Source organism: Pseudomonas sp. AC193, assembly GCF_979258075.1.
Genome location: NZ_OZ409832.1, coordinates 4322946 through 4344426, shown reverse-complemented (window position 1 = coordinate 4344426; position 21481 = coordinate 4322946). Strand labels below are relative to the sequence as shown.

The following is a 21481-nucleotide window of genomic DNA, read 5'->3' as shown; positions in this document are numbered from 1 at the left end:
AATGTCGCGCATTATACGAGGCCGCGCGTGCCTCTGAACGGGATATTTAGGAGTCTTTCATGGCCGTTGCCCTCAGCACCCTCGTCGAAGAAGCCGACCGTTACCTTGGCAGTGCGAAAATCGCCGATTATTGCCCCAACGGCTTGCAGGTCGAAGGCCGGCCGCAGGTGATGCGCATTGTCAGCGGCGTCACCGCCAGTCAGGCCTTGCTCGACGCTGCCGTTGAGGCCGGGGCGGATCTGGTGCTGGTGCATCACGGTTACTTCTGGAAGGGCGAAAACCCGTGCATCACCGGCATGAAACAGCGCCGGTTGAAGACGCTGCTCAAGCACGACATCAGCTTGCTCGCCTATCACTTGCCGCTGGATCTGCACCCGGACGTGGGCAATAACGTGCAACTGGCGCGTCAGTTGGACATCACGGTGGAAGGGCCGCTGGATCCGGATAACCTGAAAATCGTCGGCCTGGTCGGCTCGTTGAAAGACCCGATGACCGCCCGCGACTTCGCCCGCAAAGTGCAGGAAGTCATGGGCCGTGAGCCGCTGCTGATTGAAGGCAACCCGATGATTCGTCGGGTCGGCTGGTGCACTGGCGGTGGCCAAGGCTACATCGATCACGGCGTCGCGGCGGGCGTCGATTTGTTCCTCAGTGGCGAAGCGTCCGAGCAGACTTTCCACAGCGCGCGCGAAAACGACATCAGCTTCATCGCCGCCGGCCACCACGCCACCGAACGCTACGGCGTGCAGGCACTGGGCGATTACCTGGCAAAACGCTTCGCCCTCGAACACATCTTCATCGACATCCCCAACCCGATCTGACTGACACGACCTCTGTAGGAGTTGCCGAAGGCTGCGATCTTTTGATCTTGTTTTTAAAGATCAAAAGATCGCAGCCTTCGGCAGCTCCTACAGGGGCGGGTTGGCCGAACTGTGAGGCATATTCATATGCTCTTTCGTTCTAGCCCGCGTCCTGATTAGAAGAAGGTCGCTGTGCTAGGATTCCCCGCTCGAACACGGCCCGCTGGCCGTTCATAAGAAAGTTTTCGTGAGTAGCCATGGTCGACAAACTGACGCATCTGAAACAGCTGGAGGCGGAAAGCATCCACATCATCCGCGAGGTGGCCGCCGAGTTCGATAACCCGGTGATGCTGTACTCCATCGGTAAAGACTCCGCCGTGATGCTGCATCTGGCACGCAAGGCGTTCTTCCCGGGCAAGCTGCCGTTTCCGGTGATGCACGTCGACACCCGCTGGAAATTCCAGGAGATGTACAAGTTCCGCGACAAGATGGTCGAAGAACTGGGCCTGGACTTGATCACCCACATCAACCCCGATGGCGTGGCGCAGAACATCAACCCGTTCACCCACGGCAGCGCCAAGCACACCGACATCATGAAAACCGAAGGCCTGAAACAGGCACTCGACAAACATGGTTTCGACGCAGCCTTCGGCGGCGCCCGTCGCGATGAAGAGAAATCCCGCGCCAAAGAGCGCGTGTACTCGTTCCGCGACAGCAAGCATCGCTGGGATCCGAAAAACCAGCGTCCAGAACTGTGGAACGTCTACAACGGCAAGGTCAACAAGGGCGAATCCATCCGTGTATTCCCTCTGTCGAACTGGACCGAACTGGACATCTGGCAGTACATCTACCTCGAAGGCATCCCGATTGTGCCGCTGTACTTCGCCGCCGAACGCGAAGTGATCGAGAAGAACGGCACGCTGATCATGATCGACGACGAGCGCATCCTCGAGCACCTGTCCGACGAAGACAAAGCGCGCATCGTCAAAAAGAAAGTGCGTTTCCGCACCCTTGGCTGCTACCCGTTGACGGGCGCCGTGGAGTCCGAAGCCGAAACGCTGACGGACATCATTCAAGAAATGCTCCTGACGCGAACTTCCGAGCGCCAGGGCCGTGTCATCGACCACGATGGCGCCGGCTCGATGGAAGACAAAAAACGTCAGGGTTATTTCTAAGGGGTTGTCATGTCGCACGTATCTGATTTGATCAGCGAGGACATCCTCGCCTACCTGGGCCAGCACGAACGTAAAGAGCTGCTGCGCTTTTTGACTTGCGGTAACGTCGATGACGGCAAGAGCACCCTGATCGGGCGCTTGCTGCACGACTCGAAAATGATCTACGAAGATCACCTCGAAGCGATTACCCGCGATTCGAAGAAAGTCGGCACCACCGGTGACGACATCGACCTGGCATTGCTGGTTGACGGTCTGCAGGCCGAGCGTGAGCAGGGCATCACCATTGATGTTGCTTACCGCTATTTCTCCACCGCGAAACGCAAATTCATCATCGCCGACACCCCCGGCCATGAGCAGTACACCCGCAACATGGCCACCGGTGCCTCTACCTGTGACCTGGCGATCATCCTGGTCGACGCGCGTTACGGCGTGCAGACCCAGACCCGTCGCCACAGCTTCATTGCTTCCCTGTTGGGGATCAAACACATCGTCGTCGCCATCAACAAGATGGATTTGAAAGGCTTCGATGAAGGTGTGTTCGAGTCGATCAAGGCCGACTACCTGAAGTTCGCTGAAGGCTTGAAGATGAAGCCGACCAGCATGCACTTCGTGCCGATGTCTGCCCTCAAAGGCGACAACGTGGTGAACAAGTCCGAGCGCTCGCCTTGGTACACAGGCCAGTCGCTGATGGAAATCCTCGAGACCGTGGAAGTCGCGGGCGACCGCAACTTCACCGATCTGCGTTTCCCGGTGCAGTACGTCAACCGTCCGAACCTGAACTTCCGTGGTTTCGCCGGCACGCTGGCCAGCGGCATCGTGCACAAGGGTGACGAAGTCGTGGTGCTGCCGTCGGGCAAGAGCAGCCGCGTGAAATCCATCGTCACCTTCGAAGGTGAGCTGGAACACGCCGGTTCAGGTCAGGCAGTGACGCTGACCATGGAAGACGAAATCGACATCTCCCGTGGCGACCTGTTGGTGCATGCCGACAACGTCCCGCCAGTCACCGACAGTTTCGAAGCGATGCTGGTGTGGATGGCTGAAGAGCCGATGCTGCCGGGCAAGAAATACGACATCAAACGCGCCACCAGTTACGTGCCGGGCTCGATTGCCAGCATCGTTAACAAGGTTGATGTGAACACCCTGGAAGAAGGCCCGGCGAGCGCGTTGCAGCTCAACGAAATCGGCAAGGTGAAGATTGCGCTTGATGCGCCAATCGCCCTCGACGGTTACGAAAGCAACCGCACCACCGGCGCGTTCATCATCATCGATCGCCTGACCAACGGCACCGTCGGCGCCGGCATGATCGTCGCGCAGCCAGTGACGCATGGCACTGCCACGCACCACGGCAAACTGGCGCATGTTGCGACTGAAGAACGTGCTCAGCGCTTCGGCCAGCAACCGGCCACCGTGCTGTTCAGCGGTCTGTCGGGCGCGGGCAAAAGCACGCTGGCTTATGCGGTCGAGCGCAAGCTGTTCGACATGGGCCGTGCGGTGTTTGTGCTGGATGGTCAGAACCTGCGTCAGGACCTGAACAAAGGTCTGCCACAGGATCGTATCGGCCGCACGGAGAACTGGCGTCGTGCCGCACACGTGGCGCGTCAGTTCAACGAAGCGGGTCTGGTGACGTTGGCTGCGTTTGTCGCGCCAAGCGCTGAAGGTCGCGAGCAGGCCAAGGACCTGATCGGCAAGGATCGTCTGCTGACGGTCTACGTACAGGCCTCGCCGGCCGTGTGCGCCGAGCGTGATCCGCAAGGTCTGTATGCCGCCGGTGGCGACAACATCCCGGGCGAATCCTTCCCGTACGACGTGCCGCTGAATGCCGATCTGGTGATCGACACGCAGACGCTGAGTCTGGAAGAAGGCGTCAAGCAAGTGCTGGATCTGCTGCGTCAGCGTGGCGCGATCTAAGCGTTAGCGACAAATAAAAAGCCCGCCGATGAGTGATCATCGGCGGGCTTTTTTATTGGAGCCAACTCGGTCAAAACTGTGGGAGCGGGCTTGCTCGCGAAGGCGGTGTGTCAGTTCACATTGATGCTGACTGATCCTCCGCATTCGCGAGCAAGCCCGCTCCCACATGGGTTCAGTGTTTGGCTGGATATTCGCGGTGCATCTGTTCCAGCAGCGCATCCTTGTCCAGCCACAGCTGATTGATCCAGCCCTGAAACTGCAAACGATACTCGCCGTCCTGATCGTAATTCTTGCCAATGAATTGCTGCGGAATCTTCAGCTCTTCAAAATGCACCACCACGTCGCGCACATTGCCGCAGAGCAAATCCCAGAACCCCGGACGCCCGGCCGGGTAGTGAATCGTCACGTTAACGATCGACTCCAGTTGTTCGCCCATCGCATCCAGTACAAACGCGATGCCGCCAGCCTTCGGCTTGAGCAGATATTTGAACGGCGATTGCTGCTGCGCATGCTTGCCCTCGGTAAACCGCGTGCCCTCGACGAAGTTGAAAATCCCCACCGGATTATTGCGAAATTTCGCGCAGGTTTTACGCGTAGTTTCGAGGTCTTTGCCTTTCTTCTCCGGGTGCTTGGCCAGGTACGCCTTGGAGTAGCGCTTCATGAATGGAAAGCCCAGCGCCCACCACGCCAGACCAATCACCGGCACCCAGATCAGCTCCTGCTTGAGGAAGAATTTCAGCGGCTGAATCCGACGGTTGAGCACGTATTGCAGCACCAGAATATCGACCCAGCTCTGGTGGTTGCTGGTGATCAGATACGAGTGCTGATAGTCGAGGCCTTGCAAGCCGCTGAGGTGCCAGCGCGTGCGGCGCACCAGGTTCATCCAGCCTTTGTTGTTGCTGATCCACGCTTCATGGGTGTGGCTCATCAGCCAACCGGCGATGCGCTGGGTGAAGGCAAACGGCAACGCCTTGACCAGCGCCACGCAAAACAGAAACGAGCAGAGCAGAATCGTGTTGAGCGCCAACAGCAGCGAGGCGATCACACCGCGCACGGGTGCAGGTAGAAAATCCAGCATTTACACATCCATAGGTCGGTTGGCGGCTTGAATCGCGGTGAGGGCGATGGTGTAGACGATGTCATCGACTTGCGCGCCGCGCGGCAAATCGTTCACCGGTTTGCGCAGGCCTTGCAGCATCGGCCCGAGGCTGACGCAATCGGCGCTGCGTTGCACGGCTTTGTGCGTAGTGTTGCCGGTGTTCAGGTCAGGGAACACAAACACCGTGGCGCGACCGGCGACCTGACTGTTCGGCGCCAGTTGCCGGGCGACTTCAGCGTTGGCCGCAGCATCGTATTGCAGCGGGCCGTCGATCAGCAGCGTGTGCTGTTGCTCGTGGGCGAGCAAGGTGGCCTCGCGGACTTTTTCGACTTCCTCGCCAGTGGCCGATTCGCCGCTGGAGTAACTGATCATCGCCACGCGCGGGGTGATGCCGAACGCCGCGGCCGAATCGGCGCTTTGCAAGGCAATTTCGGCCAGCTCGGTGGCACTTGGGTGCGGGTTCATCACGCAGTCACCGTAGACCAGCACTTCCTCCGGGAAGAGCATGAAGAACACCGACGACACCAGCGTGCAGCCCGGTGCCGTTTTGATCAGCTGCAACGCAGGGCGGATGGTGTTGGCGGTGGTGTTGATCACGCCCGAGACCAAGCCGTCGACTTCATCCAGCGCCAACATCATGGTACCGATCACCACGGTGTCTTCCAGTTGCTGCTCGGCCATCGGCGCATTAAGGCTTTTGGTTTTGCGCAGGGCCACCATCGGCTCGACGTAGCGTTCGCGGATCAGATCCGGATCAAGAATCTCCAGCCCCGGCGGCAATGTGATGCCTTGGGCGCGGGCGACGGCTTCGACGTCTTCCGGTTTCGCCAGCAACACGCAACGGGCGATCCCGCGTTCCTGACAGATCGCCGCCGCTTGCACAGTGAACGGCTCGCTGCCTTCAGGCAGGACGATGCGCTTGTTCGCTGCCTGCGCACGCTGAATCAATTGATAACGGAACACCGCTGGCGACAGGCGCATTTCCCGAGGCGTGCCACAGCGCTGGTGCAGCCATTTGGCGTCGAGGTGGCTGGCGACGAAGTCAGTGATGATCTCCGCACGCTCGCGGTCATCAATGGGGATTTCCTTGTTCAAACCGTTGAGCAGATTGGCGGTGTCGTAGGAGCCAGTGCTCACCGACAACACCGGCAGACCGGCCTGCAACGCGCCACGGCAGAGATCCATGATGCGCGGGTCGGGCAGGGTGTCGCTGGTCAGCAACAGCCCGGCCAGTGGCACACCGTTGATCGCGGCGAGGCTGACGGCGAGGATGATGTCGTCGCGATCGCCCGGCGTCACCACCAGCACGCCGGGCTTGAGCAGCTCGACGGTGTTGCGCATGGTGCGCGCGCAAATGATGATTTTGGTCATCCGCCGGGTTTCGTAATCACCGGCGTTGAGCACCTGCGCGCCCATCAGATCGGCAACGTCGCGAGTGCGCGGGGCGTTGAGTTCTGGTTGATACGGAATGCAGCCGAGCAAGCGGAAATCACCGCTGCGCAGCAACGGCGAATGTTCCTTCAGGCGCGCGGCGAAGGCGTCCATGCTTTCGTCGGTTTTGACCTTGTTGAGGATCACGCCGAGGACTTTCGGGTCTTTCGGCCCGCCGAACAATTGCGCCTGTAATTCGACACGCCCGGAGAGTTCGGCGAGCACTTCGTTTTCCGGCGCGGAGACCAGAATCACTTCGGCGTCGAGGCTCTTGGCCAAATGCAGATTGACCCGTGCGGCGTAACTGGCGCTGCGGGTCGGCACCATGCCTTCGACGACCAGCACGTCTTTGCCGACGGCGGCTTGCTGATAAAGGGTGATGATTTCTTCGAGCAACTCATCGAGCTGACCGTCGCCGAGCATCCGCTCAACGTGAGCGAGGCCCAGCGGTTGCGGCGGTTTCAGGCCGTGGGTGCGCGCCACCAGTTCGGTGGAACGCTCAGGGCCGGTGTCGCCCGGGTGCGGCTGGGCAATCGGTTTGAAGAACCCGACTTTCAGGCCCGCTCGCTCCAGCGTGCGCACCAGCCCGAGGCTGATGGAGGTCAGACCCACGCCAAAATCGGTGGGTGCGATAAAAAAAGTTTGCATGCGAATTCTCTAAAGTTGCATGGCAATGGTGTCAGCTTATGTCTGGCTGACTACCGAAATTCAGTCGCCAAGGTTATCGCTAACCGAGCCTTGTGCGCACCAACCGCAGGCAAAGGGTTGGCCTATTTTTTCAATACGTTGCGCCGGGTCGAGTACCCACGCCCGGGTTTGCCATGGCGGCTGATGGCGCAGGTGCTGGGTGTGGCCACAGGAAAGCTCGGCCACCCAATGGCCCTCTTCGTCTTGATGGAAGCCTGTGATCGTTGAAACCCGTTTGTCCGGGTTGTGTTCGCTTTCGCGCGATTGCTTCGCTAAACTTGGCCTTTCTATATTCTTATGCAAAAGGTCTCGCCCCATGCTGATCGCCGCCAATAAGGCTGTCTCCATCGACTATACCCTGACCAACGACGCTGGTGAGGTCATCGACAGCTCCGCCGGCGGCGCTCCGCTGGTCTACCTGCAAGGCGCAGGCAACATCATCCCGGGCCTGGAAAAAGCTCTGGAAGGCAAAACCGTTGGTGACGAGCTGGACGTTTCCGTTGAACCGGAAGACGCTTACGGCGAATACGCCGCTGAGCTGGTCAGCACCCTGAGCCGCAGCATGTTCGAAGGCGTTGACGAGCTGGAAGTCGGCATGCAGTTCCACGCTTCGGCGCCGGACGGCCAGATGCAAATCGTCACCATCCGTGACCTCGACGGCGACGACGTGACCGTTGACGGCAACCACCCGTTGGCCGGCCAGCGTCTGAACTTCAAAGTGAAGATCGTTGACATCCGTGATGCCAGCCAGGAAGAAATCGCTCATGGTCACGTCCATGGCGAAGGTGGCCATCACCACTGATTTCTGCGCTAAGCTTCGAGTACTGGAGAGGCGCCTGCGGGCGCCTTTTTAGTCCGCGGCTGTCCTTGGTGGTCTCGCCAAGTGGCTGTTTCGAGTAGAACACGGGAATCTTGGAGTTCGTCATGAGTGCTTTTCACGACCTTAAGTTGACAGCCCTGAATGGTCAGGAGCTACCGCTGGCGCCTTTCAAGGGCCAAGTCGTGCTGGTGGTCAACGTCGCCTCCAAATGCGGCTTGACCCCCCAGTATGCGGCGCTGGAAAACCTCTATCAGCAGTTCAAAGGCAAAGGCTTCAGCGTGCTGGGCCTGCCGTGCAACCAGTTTGCCGGTCAGGAACCCGGTTCTGAAAAGGACATTCAGGATTTCTGCAGCCTCAACTATGGCGTGACGTTTCCGTTGTCGAGCAAGCTCGAAGTCAACGGTCACGAACGGCATCAGCTCTACCGTCTGCTGGCGGGCGAGGGCGCGGAGTTTCCCGGTGACATCACCTGGAATTTCGAGAAGTTTCTGCTCGGCAAGGACGGCCGGGTGTTGGCGCGGTTTTCGCCGCGTACGGCGCCGGATGATCCGACCATTGTTCATGCGATTGAAAAAGCGCTGAGCTGATCAAGCAAGATCAAAAGATCGCAGCCTTCGGCAGCTCCTACAGGTGACCTAAAAATTCCATGTAGGAGCTGCCGAAGGCTGCGATCTTTTGCTTTGCGTCTTTTGATCCTTAATCACCGAAATCAATAATGCTGTTCAACGGCTTCGGCTCTCCATATTATCGCCGTCATAAAGTCATCTCTGTGGAGCCTCTCGATGCCCGTTCAAGCCTTGTTCAAACCGTTCCACCTCGGTGCCCTCGAACTGCCGACCCGCGTGGTCATGGCGCCGATGACCCGTTCATTCTCCCCGGGTGGCGTGCCCAATTCGAAAGTCATCGAGTACTACCGCCGTCGTGCGGCCGCCGGTGTTGGCTTGATCATCACCGAAGGCACAACCGTTGGCCACGTTGCCTCGAACGGTTACCCGAACGTGCCGCAGTTCTTCGGTGAAGCGCCGTTGGCCGGCTGGAAAAAAGTCGTCGACGCCGTTCACGCTGAAGGCGGCAAGATCGTTCCGCAACTGTGGCACGTGGGCAGCGTGCGTCGCATCGGCACCGAGCCGGACGCCAGCGTGCCTGGTTACGGCCCGTCGGAAAAACTCAAGGACGGCCAAGTCGTGGTGCACGGCATGACCAAACAAGACATTCAGGACGTGATCGCTGCGTTCGCCCAAGCGGCCAAAGATGCACAAAGCATCGGCATGGACGGTGTGGAAATCCACGGCGCCCACGGTTACCTGGTCGACCAGTTCTTCTGGGAAGGCAGCAACCAGCGCACCGACGAATACGGCGGCAGCCTGGCCAACCGTTCGCGTTTTGCCATCGAGTTGATTCAAGCCGTGCGTGCTGCGGTCGGCGAAGGTTTCCCAATCATCTTCCGCTTCTCGCAGTGGAAGCAGCAGGATTACACCGCGCGTCTGGTGCAGACCCCGGAAGCGCTGGGCGAATTCCTCAAGCCGTTGTCCGACGCTGGCGTGGATATTTTCCACTGCTCGACGCGCCGTTTCTGGGAACCTGAGTTCGACGGCTCTGACCTGAACCTCGCTGGCTGGACGCGCAAGCTGACCGGCAAACCGACTATCACCGTTGGCAGCGTTGGTCTGGATGGCGAGTTCCTGCAGTTCATGGTCAACACCGACAAGGTCGCGCAACCGGCCAGTCTGGAGAACTTGCTGGAGCGTCTGAACAAAGAGGAATTCGATCTGGTGGCGGTGGGACGTGCGCTGCTGGTTGACCCGGACTGGGCGCTGAAAGTCCGCGAAGGGCGTGAGCAGGATATTTTGCCGTTCAGCCGTGAGGCGTTGATGTCGCTGGTTTAAGCGGCGCCTGTTACGACCCCTTCGCGAGCAAGCCCGCTCCCACATTTGGAATGCATTTCAAAATGTGGGAGCGGGCTTGCTCGCGAAAGCGGTTTCAAAGGCAACGATAATTCAAGGCAGTGTTTGAGCCTCAGGCACCACCAAATCCCCCAAACATGCCCCACGCAAATGGCTCTCAAACTGCTCGATAATCGCCGCCCATCCCTGGCGACTCGCATGCTGCCGCGCATTCAGGCGCACGCAACGCAAGCGCTCATCCTCTTCCAATAACCACACCGCCGCCTCGCAAAACGCCTCTTCGTCCCCGGGCATCGCCAGCACGCCGCTGTAGCCATGGCGAATATGCTGCGCCGCCGCAGCCTGATCGTACGCCACCACCCCCAACCCTGACGCCAACGCCTCCAGCACCACGTTGCCAAAGGTTTCGGTCAGGCTCGGAAACAAAAACACATCCCCCGACGCATAGTGCGCCGCCAGCGCTTCGCCACGCTGGGCACCGCAAAAAATCGCCTCAGGCAAATCCTTCTCCAGCGCCAGCCGTTGCGGCCCGTCGCCGACCACTATCAGTTTCAGATTGCGCTGTGGATAAGCGCTGCGCAGTGCTTCGAAGCTGGGCTTGAGCAGGCCCAGGTTTTTCTCCGGCGCGAGGCGTCCTACGTGAATCACGGCAACGTCGCGCTCGCCGAGTTCCCATTGCTCACGCAAGGCGTTCAGGCGTTTGCTCGGGTGAAACAACTGGCTGTCCACACCGCGCGACAACAACGCCAAACGCTCGAAATGCCGACGCTCCAGTTCCAGACGTTGACTGGGACTGGGCACCAGCGTCATTGCCGAACGATTGTGAAACCAGCGCAAATAATGCGTGAGCATCCGCGTCAGCAGGCCGAGGCCGTACTGACTGGTGTATTGCTGAAAATTTGTGTGAAAGCCGCTGACCACCGAAATCCCCAGGCGTCGCGCCGCGCGCAAAGCCGATAAACCCAGCGGGCCTTCCGTGGCGATGTACAGCACATCCGGGCGCTGGCGTTTCCATCGGCGCAGCAATTTGTGCATCGACGACTGGCCCCATTGCAGGCCCGGATAGCCCGGCAGCGGCCAGCCTCGGCACAACAGCAGCGCGTCGTCATCGCTGCGCTGCGGATCGCCAGCCTGACGCGGGCGCACCAGATCCACTTGATGCCCGCGCGCGCGCAGTCCATCGCACAAGCGGCCAAGGGTATTGGCCACGCCGTTGATTTCCGGTGGGAAGGTTTCGCTGATGAGGGTGATATGCAGAGCTGTCGTCATGACCTCAGTGTCGGCTGAGGCCATGTCGTCGTTGTGACGTTCGCATGATGGATTTGTGACGCCGCGTTAGCGTTGAGTCACCAGGTTCTCGGCGCCACGCTCACGCACCCAGAACAGCGTCGCACCAGCGACAGCAGCCGGCATCATCAGAATGTTGACCACTGGAATCAGCAGCACCAGATAGACGATCCCGCCAAAACTCATGCTCTGCCAGCGCTTCTGCCGCAGCCAGGCGAGCATCTCGTTCCAGCCGAGTTTGTGGTTGTCTGCCGGGTAGTCGATGTACTGGATCGCCATCATCCACACGCCGAACAACAGCCACAGCGGCGCGGCGATGATGTTCACCACCGGGATGAACGAGAGGATGAACAGGCCGATTGCGCGGGGCAGGAAATAGCCGAGTTTGCGCATTTCCCGGGCAAGGGTGCGCGGCACCATCTCGATCAGTTCGCCCCAGCTGAAGGCCGGGAAGTCATCGGTGCCGCGCACGACCACTTCGACTTTTTCCGCGAGGAAACCGTTGAACGGTGCGGCGATCACGTTGGCGAGCATGGTGAAGGTGAAAAACACCATCAGCGCCACCAGCACCACGAACAGCGGCCAGAGGATGTAGCTGAGGAAGCTCAGCCATTCCGGCAGCGACGGCATCAGCGTGTCGACCCAGAGGCTGAACTGGTGGCCGGCCAGATAGATCAATCCGACGAACAGCACGAGGTTGATCGCCAGCGGCAGCAACACGAACAAGCGCAGGCCAGGGCTGAGAACCAGTTTGAGGCCTTCGCGCAGGTATTGCGGGCCGGACAGAACAGGGGCGGGCATAAGGTGCTCCGAGCAAGGGAAAACGCGCCGACCTTACCGACTTTGCAACGGCGGCGAAAGCACGGTAGAGCGATCGACATTCACTGTAACAAAGACGTCCATCTCGTCAGTGTGTCGGCATAGAGACCACCTATGAGCTGGATTGTTAATCCGTATTTCCTTAATCTTGCCCCCCTCGATACGCTGCACCCAACTTTTTACAGGACTGTCGAGCTCAAGCCTTCCCCAAGGTTTTCCACGGTCCTTTTTTATTTCCGCCGGCAGTCCGGCGATCCGTGCCAGTTTTTTCGGCCCGGTCAACAGGAGCAGGTCATGTCTGAAGTCCGTCATTCGCGAGTGATTATTCTCGGTTCCGGCCCTGCCGGTTACAGCGCTGCGGTATACGCGGCCCGTGCCAACCTCAAGCCACTGCTGATCACCGGCATGCAGGCCGGCGGTCAACTGACCACCACCACCGAAGTCGACAACTGGCCGGGCGACGTTCACGGCCTGACCGGCTCAGCCCTGATGGAGCGCATGCGCGAGCACGCCGAGCGTTTTGAAACCGAGATCGTTTTCGATCACATCAACGCTGTGGATTTCGCTGCCAAGCCTTACACCCTGACCGGCGACAGCGCGGTTTACACCTGCGACGCCCTGATCATCGCCACTGGCGCCAGCGCCCGTTATCTGGGCCTGCCGTCGGAAGAAGCGTTCATGGGCAAAGGCGTTTCGGCCTGCGCAACCTGCGACGGTTTCTTCTACCGCAACAAGCCAGTCGCTGTGGTCGGCGGCGGCAACACCGCGGTTGAAGAAGCACTGTACCTGGCCAACATCGCCAGCACCGTGACCCTGATTCACCGTCGCGAAACCTTCCGCGCCGAGAAGATCCTGATCGACAAGCTCAACGCTCGCGTCGCTGAAGGCAAGATCATCCTCAAGTTGAACGCCACTCTCGACGAAGTCCTGGGCGACAACATGGGCGTGACCGGTGCGCGTCTGAAGAACAACGACGGCAGCTTCGACGAAATCACCGTCGACGGCGTGTTCATCGCCATCGGCCATACCCCGAACACCTCGCTGTTCGAAGGCCAGTTGACCCTGAAAGACGGTTACCTGGTGGTGCACGGCGGCCGTGAAGGCAATGCAACTGCGACCAGCGTCGAAGGCATCTTCGCTGCCGGTGACGTGGCTGACCACGTTTACCGTCAGGCCATCACCTCGGCCGGCGCCGGCTGCATGGCGGCACTGGACACCGAGCGTTACCTGGACGGTCTGCAGAACGCATCGTTCTAAGATCGCAGGCATAAAAAAACCGGCCAGATTGGCCGGTTTTTTTATGCCCGAGATTCCGAACCACCGCATAACCAATGTGGGAGCGGGCTTGCTCGCGAAGGCGACGTGTCAGGCAATATTTTTGGTGACTGACACACCGCTTTCGCGAGCAAGCCCGCTCCCACAGGGATTTTGTGTGGATAGAGGGATCAGCGGCGGGTCAGGGGTTGGGCGGTGAACTTGACGCCGGCCAGACCGTGTTTGATCAACGCACGAATGTTGCCGTGATCACTGCCCTCAGGCGTCGCCACTACCGAGCGGTAATGCTCGCCAAACGCCAGCAGCGCTTCTTCATCGCTCAGGCCTTCCAGCAGCGCCAGGCCCAAGGTCTTGCACGAACCTTCGTTCTGCCCGGCGGCGTTTTCTACGCCACCGTTGTTGAAGGCTTGCGGCTGGTAGTCGTAACCGGCAGCAATGAAAGCCAGGGTGTCGGCGAAAGCGTGCTCGCCGCTTTTCAGGCTGGCGCGCAGGGTGTTCAGGTCACTCATGGGTTTTTCCTTTGGCGAACGCCGCTTGCTGGTCGGCGCTGGCTTCTTGCTGATATTGGGCTTTCCACTCGGCGTACGGCATGCCGTAAACCACTTCGCGGGCGTCATCGAGGCTGACGTCGATCTGGCGCTCGTCGGCTTCGGCCTTGTACCACTTCGACAGGCAATTGCGGCAGAACCCGGCGAGGTTCATCAGGTCGATGTTCTGCACGTCCTTGCGGCTGTCCAGGTGGGCGACCAGCCGGCGGAAGGCGGCGGCTTCGAGTTCGAGGCGTTGTTGCTCGTTCATGGAGGTCTCTTCGAGACAGCTTCAAGCGGCGAGCTTCAAGCTGCAAGTTTGAATTGTGGGTGGCGGTAGCTTAACGCTTGCAGCTCGAAGCTTGAAGCTCAGCGGCTTGCCGCGAGAGTGATCGATACCGATTCGGCAAATCGCAGCGCATGCGGCTTGTCGACTTCGACTTCGGCGTACAGCACCGAACCGTTGCTCATCACCAGATCGAGCAATTCCTGCGTCAGGCGTTCAAGCAGCGCAAAACGGTTGCCCTCGACGTGAGCGATGATCGCTTTGGTGATCGTGCGGTAGTTCAGCGCGTGATCGATGTCGTTGTCACGCACCGCTTCTTGCGCGGCGTACAGAATGGTGACGTTGATCAGCACATCCTGCTTGTTGAGGATCTCGTCCTCGTTGATCCCGATAAAGGTGCGCAAGCGCAGATCCTTGACCCGGATGCGCGCCATTCCCGGTTGAAGTTGTGGCATTTACTTGCTCCGTCCAATCAATTGCAGGAACTCCTGACGGGTGTTGCTCGACTCGCGGAAGGCGCCGAGCATGACCGAGGTGTTCATCGTCGAATTCTGTTTTTCCACGCCGCGCATCATCATGCACATGTGTTTGGCTTCGATGACCACGGCGACGCCAGCGGCATCGGTGACCTGTTGCACCGCGTCGGCGATTTGCCGGGTGAGGTTTTCCTGAATCTGCAGGCGTCGGGCGAACATGTCGACCAGCCGCGCGATTTTAGATAATCCCAGCACCTTGCCCGTCGGAATATAAGCCACATGGGCCTTGCCGATGAAGGGCAGCAGGTGATGTTCGCACAACGAGTACAACTCGATGTCGGCGACGATGACCATCTCGTCACTGTCCGAAGCAAACAGCGCGCCGTTGACGATTTGCTCGACGCTCTGTTCGTAACCGTGACACAGGTATTGCATCGCTTTGGCCGCGCGCACCGGGGTGTCGAGCAACCCTTCGCGGTCGGGATTTTCGCCGAGACCGATGAGGATTTCACGGTAGTTTTCGGGCAGGGAAAGGCTCATGGACATCCTCGCAGCTAGGCGTTATTTGACGTGCCGCCCGCCGTTGACGGTCAGGGTCGTACCGGTGACATAAGGGTTGTCGAGCAGATAGCGCAGGCTCTGGTAGATCACTTCGCTGCCGGGCTCGATGCCCAGCGCCGATTTGGCCAGCGCTTTGGTGCGGTACGCCGCGTCGTCGTCGGGATTGAACAATAGCAGGGCCGGCGCGATGCCGTTGACCTTGATTGCTGGCGCAAAGCGCGCGGCGAAGGACAGCGTCAGGCTGTCGAGCCCGGCTTTGCTGGCGCAATAGCCGATGTGTTTGCTGCTGCCCTTGCGCGTGACATCGTCGCTGATATGGATGATGTCGGCGGGTGTCGAGCGGTGCAACAAATCGGCGCAGTGCAGGTTGATCAGGTAGGGCGCGAGCATGTGCAGATTGATCATGCGCATGAAGGCTTCGGCCTCGCTGCCCGGGGTTTCGGCGAGCCATTCGGAGGCGTTGTGCACGATGGCGCGCAGGCTATCGGTGTGGCTTTTCAGTTCGCTGATAAAGGCGAGAATCCCGGCTTCGCTGGAGAAGTCGGCGAACAGGCCGATGGCGCCCAAATCGCGCAGTGTTTGTACGCCGGGACGTTCGGTGCGGTAGGTGAAGATGACGCGATGACCGTCTTCAAGCAAACGCTGCGCGCAGTGCAGACCGACACGCTGGCCGGCGCCGGTGATGAGGATCGGGGCTGCGGAAGTGGACATGAACGGCTCGCATCGCGGTGGGAGCAAAAACTATAACAGCGACACGGCTTGCCCACCTATTGTGCGGGCTTTGCGCTTTTGCTTTAAGTGGGAGCGGGCTTGCTCGCGAAGGCGTCGTGTCAGGCAATACTTTTGCTGACTGACACACCGCTTTCGCGAGCAAGCCCGCTCCCACAGGTTATTCAGCGATTTTGGGTTACTGGCTCGGCTGGCACACGTCGAACCGGCGCGCTGTTCAACCAATTCGCCAGTAACCGCGTCGACAACGGAATAAAGAAATAAACCATCAATGGCGTCAGGCACAGCGTGCTGATGAACACCCGCGGCAGCAGGCTCATTTCGCCGAGCAACGGCCCAAGCACAAAGTTGAACAGCATCGACACCGGAAAGAACGCCAGCCAGATCGCCACCGCCTGTTTCCAGCGTGGCGGACGTTGACCGGCCGCGCCGAACCAGCCTTCGATGCCGCTGACGCGATGTTCCTTAGGATGGGCAAACAGATCGCTGCCCCGATCCAGCCATGCCGTACGCGAAGCCGAATGCTCCCACGCATGCAACGTCTGTTCGTCGACGAAGCGGAAAATGATTTGAAATTCGTTATCACCGGGCGGCGGAGCGAGCACGCCAGAGCCGAGATAACCGGGAAAGTCGGTGGCCAGTTGTTCGCCTTCGCGCAACCAGGCAATCAGATCCTGGTAGCGACCATCGGCGACGCGACGCGCGACCATCAGCGTGACGGGGGAAGTAGACATTGTGTATCTCCGTATTTCGTTCGCGGCACTCCGGGTAGGAGTTTCGCCAGACGCGCGCCGGGGTAGAGGCCCGCGTTTATTGCCAAGCAAGGATTATTCCTGAATTTCGCGATTTAACCAGAGACTTTCGTCGCAGTTCATCGCTTTTACCTTTAGCGGGCATTGCAGCTAGAATAGGATCCAATCACTTCACATGGACGTCGAACGCGAAATGCCTGTCATCACGGAGCTGAGCCCTGTTTCACGGGCGTCTGACGCGCTCGAGCGCGAAGACCTTTTTCCCATTCGTGAAGTGTCCCGACTCACCGGGGTCAACCCGGTCACGCTGCGTGCCTGGGAGCGACGTTACGGTTTGATCGAACCGACGCGCACCGAAAGTGGGCATCGGCTGTATTCAATGACCGAAATCGAGCGCGTTCGCAGCATTGTCGAGTGGATCGATCGTGGCGTCTCCGTGAGCAAGGTCGGCAAAATCCTCGCGAAAACCGAACCGCTAAAAGCACTGGCGCACATCATTTCCGATGATCAGGTTCAAGCCGATTACCAGCAATGGCAGCATCAGGTAAAGCGTGCTGTCAGCGCCTTCGACGATCTTGAACTGGATCGAGTCTACGGCCAGATTTTTTCTTCTTATTCGCTGCCCGTGGTTTTTCAGGACATCCTGCTGCCGCTGTGGCGGCAATTGCTGCTGGGGCAGGACGCCTTCGGACACACCAGCGAATGGCTGTTCTACGACGGCTACCTCAGAACCCGCGTACTGCAGCGGATCATCGCGTTACGCACCACGCAGCCCCGCAAGATTCTCGTCAGTGCATTGGCCGGTCAGTGCCGTGAACTGGAATTGCTGGTGGCCGCGCTGTTTTTGAGCAGCAGCGACGCCGGTGTGCGAGTGCTGACGACCGGTCAGCCATTCGATGAATTGACGCTGGTCTGCGAAAAGATCAAACCACAGGCGCTGGTGCTGTTTTCCAATCATGCACCGGCCGTTGAACTGCCACGGCGTTTGAACCGTTTGGCATTGAGTCTGGATTGTCAGGTGTTGCTGGCGGGGGATGCGGCGGATCTGGCAGAGGAAACTCTGGCCGGATCGTCAATCGGTTGCCTGGGCAATGAAGGCGCGACCATGCGTCAGCGGCTGACGCAATTTCTCGCGGGCAAACTCGATACCTGAGACTCAGGTGTGCAGGGCAGGGTGGGTCAGGCGATGTTGTTGCAGAATGAACTGGCGCAGGCGCTCGGTTTCATCGGCATCGGTCTGGCTCAGTTCGTAGGCGAAGAAACCTTTGTCGGTCTCACGCTCGAAATTGCCGCGTAGGGAAATTCGCTCATAGCCTGAAGGGCTGAACCACAGGGCGAAATGCTTCGGCGGTTTGGTCTTGTTGCGCACTTCCAGCAACACGCCTTTGTGGGACACCTCATGAACCCACAACGTCCCCGGTTGGCCATTGGCATTTTCCAGCGCCACCGGCTCGTCCAGTGCCAGGCGCCATGGCCGCACCATCGGGCCGTCTTCGTAAATGCTCGGCACGCCGAGGCGCAAATGCAGCGCGTGGAACTCGTCTTCCACCAGGTGCAGCGGGAAAGTCATCTGTTGGTTTTCGAAGTTGGCCTGAATGGTCACTTGTTCGTGAGCGGCCAGGCGCGTGAGCAAATCACGGATCTGCGAACCGCCATTAACCAGCAGACTCGACGTCGCATCCCGCACATTTAGCTGCGGGTTGTGCTGCATGGTCTGGATAAAATCCAGCTCATCCTGAGTGAGGAGGGCGTCGCGTTGCATGGCTAGCTCGAAAGATATAGTTACAAAGTCATTGGTGATTGTAGTTAATGACAATTAGTTCGCTGATTTGTTTGCGCCGTTCGTCGCTTTCAGTTCTGCCAGCTGTGCTTTCAGTGTCGCGACCTCGTCTTCGAGTTGAGCAACACGTTGCTGAGCCTTGACCTGAATCGTTACATCTTTCTGTACACCGACGAAATAAGTCAGCCCGTCATCAGCGCTTTTTACCGTTGAAAGCGACAGTTCGTTCCAGAACGGTGTGCCGTCCTTGCGATAGTTACGCAGGATTTCCCGGCACGATCCATTGTTGCGCAGCACCTCGCGAACCCGCTCCAGACTGGCCTGGTCGCGGTCTCCGGCCTGTAGAAAGCGGCAGTCCTGATAGAGAATCTCTTCGCTGCTGTAGCCAGTCAGCTGTTCGAACGCGGGGTTGACGTAAATCAGGATGGTGTCCTGATCGCCTTCCTTTTCCGCTACCACGATTCCATCGTTGGAGGCGTTGATCACCATTTGCAGCAGGCTGGCGTTGATCATCTGTGAGTCCGTTCAGAATGGCCGAGGGTTCGCATTCTAGATAAACCGTCAGCGCTGTCTACTGGCCATTATCGCCAGTTGAGATCCAATCGCAGCTTTGCGGCTCGGGCTGCTACTATCGCCGCTCATTTTTTCAGTTTCAGGATCAGATTGATGAAAGTCGCCATCCTCTCCGGTTCAGTTTACGGCACCGCCGAAGAAGTCGCCCGCCACGCCCAGAACCTGTTGAAAGCCGCTGGCTTTGAAACCTTCTACAACTCGCGGGCCAGCCTGGCGGACATTCAAGCGTTCGGCCCGGAAGCATTCCTCGCGGTGACCTCGACCACCGGCATGGGCGAGCTGCCGGACAACCTGCAACCGTTGTATTCGACCATTCGCGATCAACTGCCAGCAGCGTGGCGCGGTTTGCCCGGCGCGGTCATCGCCTTGGGCGACGCCAGTTATGGCGACACCTTCTGCGGTGGCGGCGAGCAAATGCGTGAACTGTTCGGCGAACTGGGTGTGCGTGAAGTGCTGGAGATGCTGCGCATCGACGCCAGCGAAAGCGTGACCCCGGAAACCGACGCCGAGCCTTGGCTGGCGCAGTTGATCGACGCGCTCAAGGGCTGATCGGCCGCTCGCGCAGGAGTGCCAGCCACGCCTGCGCGGCATTCGACAAATAGGCGCCCTGACGCCAGATAAACGCGATGTCCCAGCGCAGATAGTCCGGCGCACGCAAGGTCAGGCGCACCACGCCTGAACGCACCAGCCCGCGCGCCACCACGCTGGGCAACAACACCACGCCTTGCCCGGCGGCCACCAGCGCCGCAAGAAAATCCGCCTGACCGCTGCGCCCGCCTTCCTTCGGCGTAAAGCCCATTTGCTGGCACGCCTGCAGCAAACGATCGTTGAGCACGAAGCTGCGCTGATAAAGCAGGAACGGCGTATCGGCGAGCTCCTCCAATCCGATCTCGCCGCGATCCGCCAACGGGTGATCGATCGGCAGCAGCGCATCGAGTTTCTCATCGCAAAACGGCTGACAGTCGAACTGCGGATCCTTCGGCAACAAACTGCCACCCAATTCCAATTCACCGTTGAGCACGGCTTGCTCGATGTTGCGGCTGCCGCCCTCGAGCAACTGCACGCTAATGTTTGGATAGCGCCGGCGATATTCAGCAAAGAGCCCGGCGAACAAAGCATCGCTGCCCAACAGCGGCAGACCGAGGCGCAACTCGCCACGGGCCAGATGACTGAGATCGTCCAGTTCGACCAGCAATTCGTTGCGTAAACGCAGCATCGCTTCGGCGCGCTGCAACACCACGCTGCCGGCGGCGGTGAGGCGCAACTGTGAACCGAGGCGTTCCAGCAGCGGCGTGCCGAGGCTCTGTTCCAGTTGCGCGACTTGTTTGCTCACCGCTGATTGGCTGATGTGCAGGGTTTTCGCCGCTTGGGTAAACCCGCCCTGATGCATGACTTCGACAAAGCTGCGCAGCTGTTTGAATTCCATATGCCTGATTCCGTTTTGGAATGGCTTTGAGTCTAACAATTCGCTTCGGGGATGGCAGGTCACTTCGTAAAATAGGCTTCTGTAAGGAGCCAATCTCATGAACGCCGCCCGCTTCAAACACCTTTCACGTCTCTTCGTCGAACTCGCCGTGTTGCTCGGTATCTACCTGCTCGGCTGCCAACTCGCTGCGTGGCTGGCCTGGCCGATTCCTGGCGGCGTGATCGGCATGGCACTGTTGCTGCTGGCCTTCGCGTTCGGCTGGGTCAAACCGGCGGCGCTGCAATTGGGTGCGGGCTTGTTGATGGCCGAGATGCTTTTGTTCTTTATCCCGGCGCTGATGAGCCTGCTCGATTACGGCACGTTGCTGCGCAATGACGGCTGGCGGATTTTGCTGGTGATCGCCGCCAGTACCTTGATGGTGATGCTGGTGACTGCATTCACCGTGGAGTTGGCCGTGCGCGCGAGGCGTTCCCATGAAGCTTGAATGGATGCCGATGTTCTGGCTCGCCTTCACCTTGCTGGCGTACTTGTTCAGCCGCTGGATTTATCGGCGCACCGGGCGCTATGTGTTGTCGCCGCTGATTTTGGTGCCGGCGCTGTTGCTGGCGCTCGCCGTGCCGCTGCACACCGCCTATGCCGAATATTCCAGCAACACCCATTGGCTGATGTTGGTGCTCGGCCCGGTGACCGTCGCGTTCGCTGTGCCGATCTGGCAGCAACGGCGTTTGCTGATGCGGCACTGGTCGGCGCTGATGCTCGGCATGGTGGCCGGCAGTGCGGCATCGATCGGCACCTCGTTCGGCTTGGCCAAGGCATTGGCGCTCGACAGTTCGGTGACGATGTCGCTGGTACCGCGTTCGATCACCACGCCGTTCGCCATGCCGCTCGCGCAAAACCTCGGCGGTGTGCCGGAGCTGACCGCGGTGTTTGTGATGTTCACCGGCGTGTTCGGCGCGATGCTCGGCGGCGTGCTGTTGAAGTGGTTGCCGCTGCGCAGTGCCTTGGCACGTGGCGCATTGTTCGGCGTTGGCGCGCACGGTGCCGGGGTCAGTCGCGCGCATGAAGTGGGCGGTGAAGAAGGCTCTGTCGCCGGGCTGGTGATGGTGCTCACCGGGTTGCTCAATCTGTTTGCTGCACCTTTGTTGGCGTCGTTGCTTTGACATGGATCC

General features: G+C 59.4%; 25 protein-coding genes. 11 read left to right on the top strand and 14 right to left on the bottom strand.

From position 1 onward, the window contains the following. Window positions 1–59 precede the first annotated feature (59 nt). From ACZZ0D_RS19670 to cysN, 3 genes are all read left to right on the top strand, one after another. A complete protein-coding gene (locus ACZZ0D_RS19670; RefSeq protein WP_053117132.1) occupies window positions 60–818 on the top strand; it encodes a Nif3-like dinuclear metal center hexameric protein in 759 nt (252 codons plus the stop codon). Between the two features lie 236 nt (window positions 819–1054). Continuing rightward, window positions 1055–1972: a sulfate adenylyltransferase subunit CysD gene (gene cysD / locus ACZZ0D_RS19665; RefSeq protein ID WP_008085033.1), complete on the top strand. Its 918-nt coding sequence runs from the start codon at window positions 1055–1057 to the stop codon at window positions 1970–1972. 9 nt (window positions 1973–1981) lie between these two features. Then, window positions 1982–3880 (top strand): sulfate adenylyltransferase subunit CysN, encoded by a 1899-nt coding sequence (gene cysN, locus ACZZ0D_RS19660; RefSeq protein WP_463554067.1) that lies wholly within the window; start codon window positions 1982–1984, stop codon window positions 3878–3880. 172 nt (window positions 3881–4052) lie between these two features. Here the strand turns inward: cysN and ACZZ0D_RS19655 are convergent, their stop codons facing one another. From ACZZ0D_RS19655 to ACZZ0D_RS19645, 3 genes are read right to left on the bottom strand one after another with little or no spacing between them, the layout of a single operon-like run. Then, window positions 4053–4958: an acyltransferase gene (locus ACZZ0D_RS19655; RefSeq protein WP_463554066.1), complete on the bottom strand. Its 906-nt coding sequence runs from the start codon at window positions 4956–4958 to the stop codon at window positions 4053–4055. After that, window positions 4959–7058 carry a phosphate acetyltransferase gene (gene pta / locus ACZZ0D_RS19650; protein WP_463554065.1) on the bottom strand — a complete coding sequence of 700 codons (2100 nt, stop codon included), beginning with the start codon at window positions 7056–7058 and terminating at the stop codon, window positions 4959–4961. It lies immediately after the preceding gene. 60 nt (window positions 7059–7118) lie between these two features. Further along, complete coding sequence (locus ACZZ0D_RS19645; RefSeq protein WP_082341397.1) at window positions 7119–7445, bottom strand: DUF3565 domain-containing protein; 327 nt, start codon at window positions 7443–7445, stop codon at window positions 7119–7121. Here ACZZ0D_RS19645 and ACZZ0D_RS19640 point away from each other — a divergent pair. The 3 genes from ACZZ0D_RS19640 (at window position 7414) to ACZZ0D_RS19630 (ending at window position 9803) form a co-directional block, all read left to right on the top strand. After that, window positions 7414–7899 carry an FKBP-type peptidyl-prolyl cis-trans isomerase gene (locus ACZZ0D_RS19640; protein ID WP_053117141.1) on the top strand — a complete coding sequence of 162 codons (486 nt, stop codon included), beginning with the start codon at window positions 7414–7416 and terminating at the stop codon, window positions 7897–7899. The genes ACZZ0D_RS19645 and ACZZ0D_RS19640 overlap by 32 nt on opposite strands. Before the next feature lie 122 nt (window positions 7900–8021). After that, window positions 8022–8504, top strand: a complete 483-nt coding sequence (locus tag ACZZ0D_RS19635) for a glutathione peroxidase (protein WP_463554064.1) — start codon at window positions 8022–8024, stop codon at window positions 8502–8504. A 195-nt stretch (window positions 8505–8699) separates the two neighbouring features. Further along, window positions 8700–9803, top strand: coding sequence for an NADH:flavin oxidoreductase (locus tag ACZZ0D_RS19630; protein ID WP_282355775.1), 1104 nt, complete (start codon window positions 8700–8702; stop codon window positions 9801–9803). Window positions 9804–9914: 111 nt separating this feature from the next. On the opposite strand, the gene ACZZ0D_RS19625 is transcribed toward ACZZ0D_RS19630, so the two are convergent. Further along, window positions 9915–11114: a glycosyltransferase family 4 protein gene (locus ACZZ0D_RS19625; RefSeq protein ID WP_463554063.1), complete on the bottom strand. Its 1200-nt coding sequence runs from the start codon at window positions 11112–11114 to the stop codon at window positions 9915–9917. A gap of 42 nt (window positions 11115–11156) precedes the next feature. Next, entirely contained in the window at window positions 11157–11909 is a 753-nt protein-coding gene (gene cysZ, locus ACZZ0D_RS19620; protein ID WP_159812166.1) for a sulfate transporter CysZ, read from the bottom strand. Between the two features lie 312 nt (window positions 11910–12221). Here cysZ and trxB point away from each other — a divergent pair, with 312 nt between their 5' ends. Beyond that, window positions 12222–13184: a thioredoxin-disulfide reductase gene (gene trxB, locus ACZZ0D_RS19615; RefSeq protein ID WP_463554062.1), complete on the top strand. Its 963-nt coding sequence runs from the start codon at window positions 12222–12224 to the stop codon at window positions 13182–13184. 188 nt (window positions 13185–13372) lie between these two features. On the opposite strand, the gene ACZZ0D_RS19610 is transcribed toward trxB, so the two are convergent. From ACZZ0D_RS19610 to ACZZ0D_RS19585, 6 genes are all read right to left on the bottom strand, one after another. Then, window positions 13373–13711 carry a HopJ type III effector protein gene (locus ACZZ0D_RS19610; RefSeq protein WP_102900671.1) on the bottom strand — a complete coding sequence of 113 codons (339 nt, stop codon included), beginning with the start codon at window positions 13709–13711 and terminating at the stop codon, window positions 13373–13375. Then, on the bottom strand, window positions 13704–14000 hold the full coding sequence (locus ACZZ0D_RS19605; protein ID WP_053117177.1) for a DUF1244 domain-containing protein: 297 nt from the start codon (window positions 13998–14000) through the stop codon (window positions 13704–13706). Before ACZZ0D_RS19605 ends, ACZZ0D_RS19610 begins: the two co-directional genes overlap by 8 nt. 98 nt (window positions 14001–14098) lie before the next feature. Beyond that, window positions 14099–14470 (bottom strand): dihydroneopterin triphosphate 2'-epimerase, encoded by a 372-nt coding sequence (gene folX / locus ACZZ0D_RS19600; protein WP_053117178.1) that lies wholly within the window; start codon window positions 14468–14470, stop codon window positions 14099–14101. Further along, window positions 14471–15031 carry a GTP cyclohydrolase I FolE gene (gene folE, locus ACZZ0D_RS19595; protein WP_463554061.1) on the bottom strand — a complete coding sequence of 187 codons (561 nt, stop codon included), beginning with the start codon at window positions 15029–15031 and terminating at the stop codon, window positions 14471–14473. It abuts the gene before it with no gap. A gap of 21 nt (window positions 15032–15052) precedes the next feature. Then, window positions 15053–15763, bottom strand: a complete 711-nt coding sequence (gene folM, locus ACZZ0D_RS19590; RefSeq protein ID WP_463554060.1) for a dihydromonapterin reductase — start codon at window positions 15761–15763, stop codon at window positions 15053–15055. A gap of 182 nt (window positions 15764–15945) precedes the next feature. Beyond that, on the bottom strand, window positions 15946–16515 hold the full coding sequence (locus ACZZ0D_RS19585) for an antibiotic biosynthesis monooxygenase (RefSeq protein WP_463554059.1): 570 nt from the start codon (window positions 16513–16515) through the stop codon (window positions 15946–15948). A 211-nt stretch (window positions 16516–16726) separates the two neighbouring features. Here ACZZ0D_RS19585 and ACZZ0D_RS19580 point away from each other — a divergent pair, with 211 nt between their 5' ends. Beyond that, entirely contained in the window at window positions 16727–17686 is a 960-nt protein-coding gene (locus ACZZ0D_RS19580; RefSeq protein WP_463554058.1) for a MerR family transcriptional regulator, read from the top strand. A gap of 3 nt (window positions 17687–17689) precedes the next feature. Here the strand turns inward: ACZZ0D_RS19580 and ACZZ0D_RS19575 are convergent, their stop codons facing one another. Together ACZZ0D_RS19575 and ACZZ0D_RS19570 are read right to left on the bottom strand one after the other, a co-directional pair. Beyond that, on the bottom strand, window positions 17690–18295 hold the full coding sequence (locus tag ACZZ0D_RS19575; RefSeq protein WP_053117187.1) for a hypothetical protein: 606 nt from the start codon (window positions 18293–18295) through the stop codon (window positions 17690–17692). 54 nt (window positions 18296–18349) lie between these two features. Continuing rightward, window positions 18350–18826, bottom strand: coding sequence for a PAS domain-containing protein (locus ACZZ0D_RS19570; RefSeq protein WP_463554057.1), 477 nt, complete (start codon window positions 18824–18826; stop codon window positions 18350–18352). Window positions 18827–18979: 153 nt separating this feature from the next. Between ACZZ0D_RS19570 and ACZZ0D_RS19565 the strand changes: the two genes are divergently transcribed. Next, the gene (locus tag ACZZ0D_RS19565) at window positions 18980–19435 is read left to right on the top strand and encodes a flavodoxin (protein ID WP_053117192.1); all 456 of its coding nucleotides are present in this window, start codon (window positions 18980–18982) and stop codon (window positions 19433–19435) included. Here the strand turns inward: ACZZ0D_RS19565 and ACZZ0D_RS19560 are convergent. After that, the gene (locus tag ACZZ0D_RS19560) at window positions 19425–20312 is read right to left on the bottom strand and encodes a LysR family transcriptional regulator (RefSeq protein ID WP_463554056.1); all 888 of its coding nucleotides are present in this window, start codon (window positions 20310–20312) and stop codon (window positions 19425–19427) included. The two genes, ACZZ0D_RS19565 and ACZZ0D_RS19560, sit on opposite strands and share 11 nt — an antisense overlap. A 97-nt stretch (window positions 20313–20409) precedes the next feature. Here ACZZ0D_RS19560 and ACZZ0D_RS19555 point away from each other — a divergent pair, with 97 nt between their 5' ends. Further along, on the top strand, window positions 20410–20796 hold the full coding sequence (locus ACZZ0D_RS19555) for a CidA/LrgA family protein (RefSeq protein WP_463554055.1): 387 nt from the start codon (window positions 20410–20412) through the stop codon (window positions 20794–20796). Then, a complete protein-coding gene (locus ACZZ0D_RS19550; RefSeq protein ID WP_053117198.1) occupies window positions 20786–21472 on the top strand; it encodes an LrgB family protein in 687 nt (228 codons plus the stop codon). The genes ACZZ0D_RS19555 and ACZZ0D_RS19550 overlap by 11 nt, the downstream gene beginning before the upstream one ends. Window positions 21473–21481 lie beyond the last annotated feature (9 nt).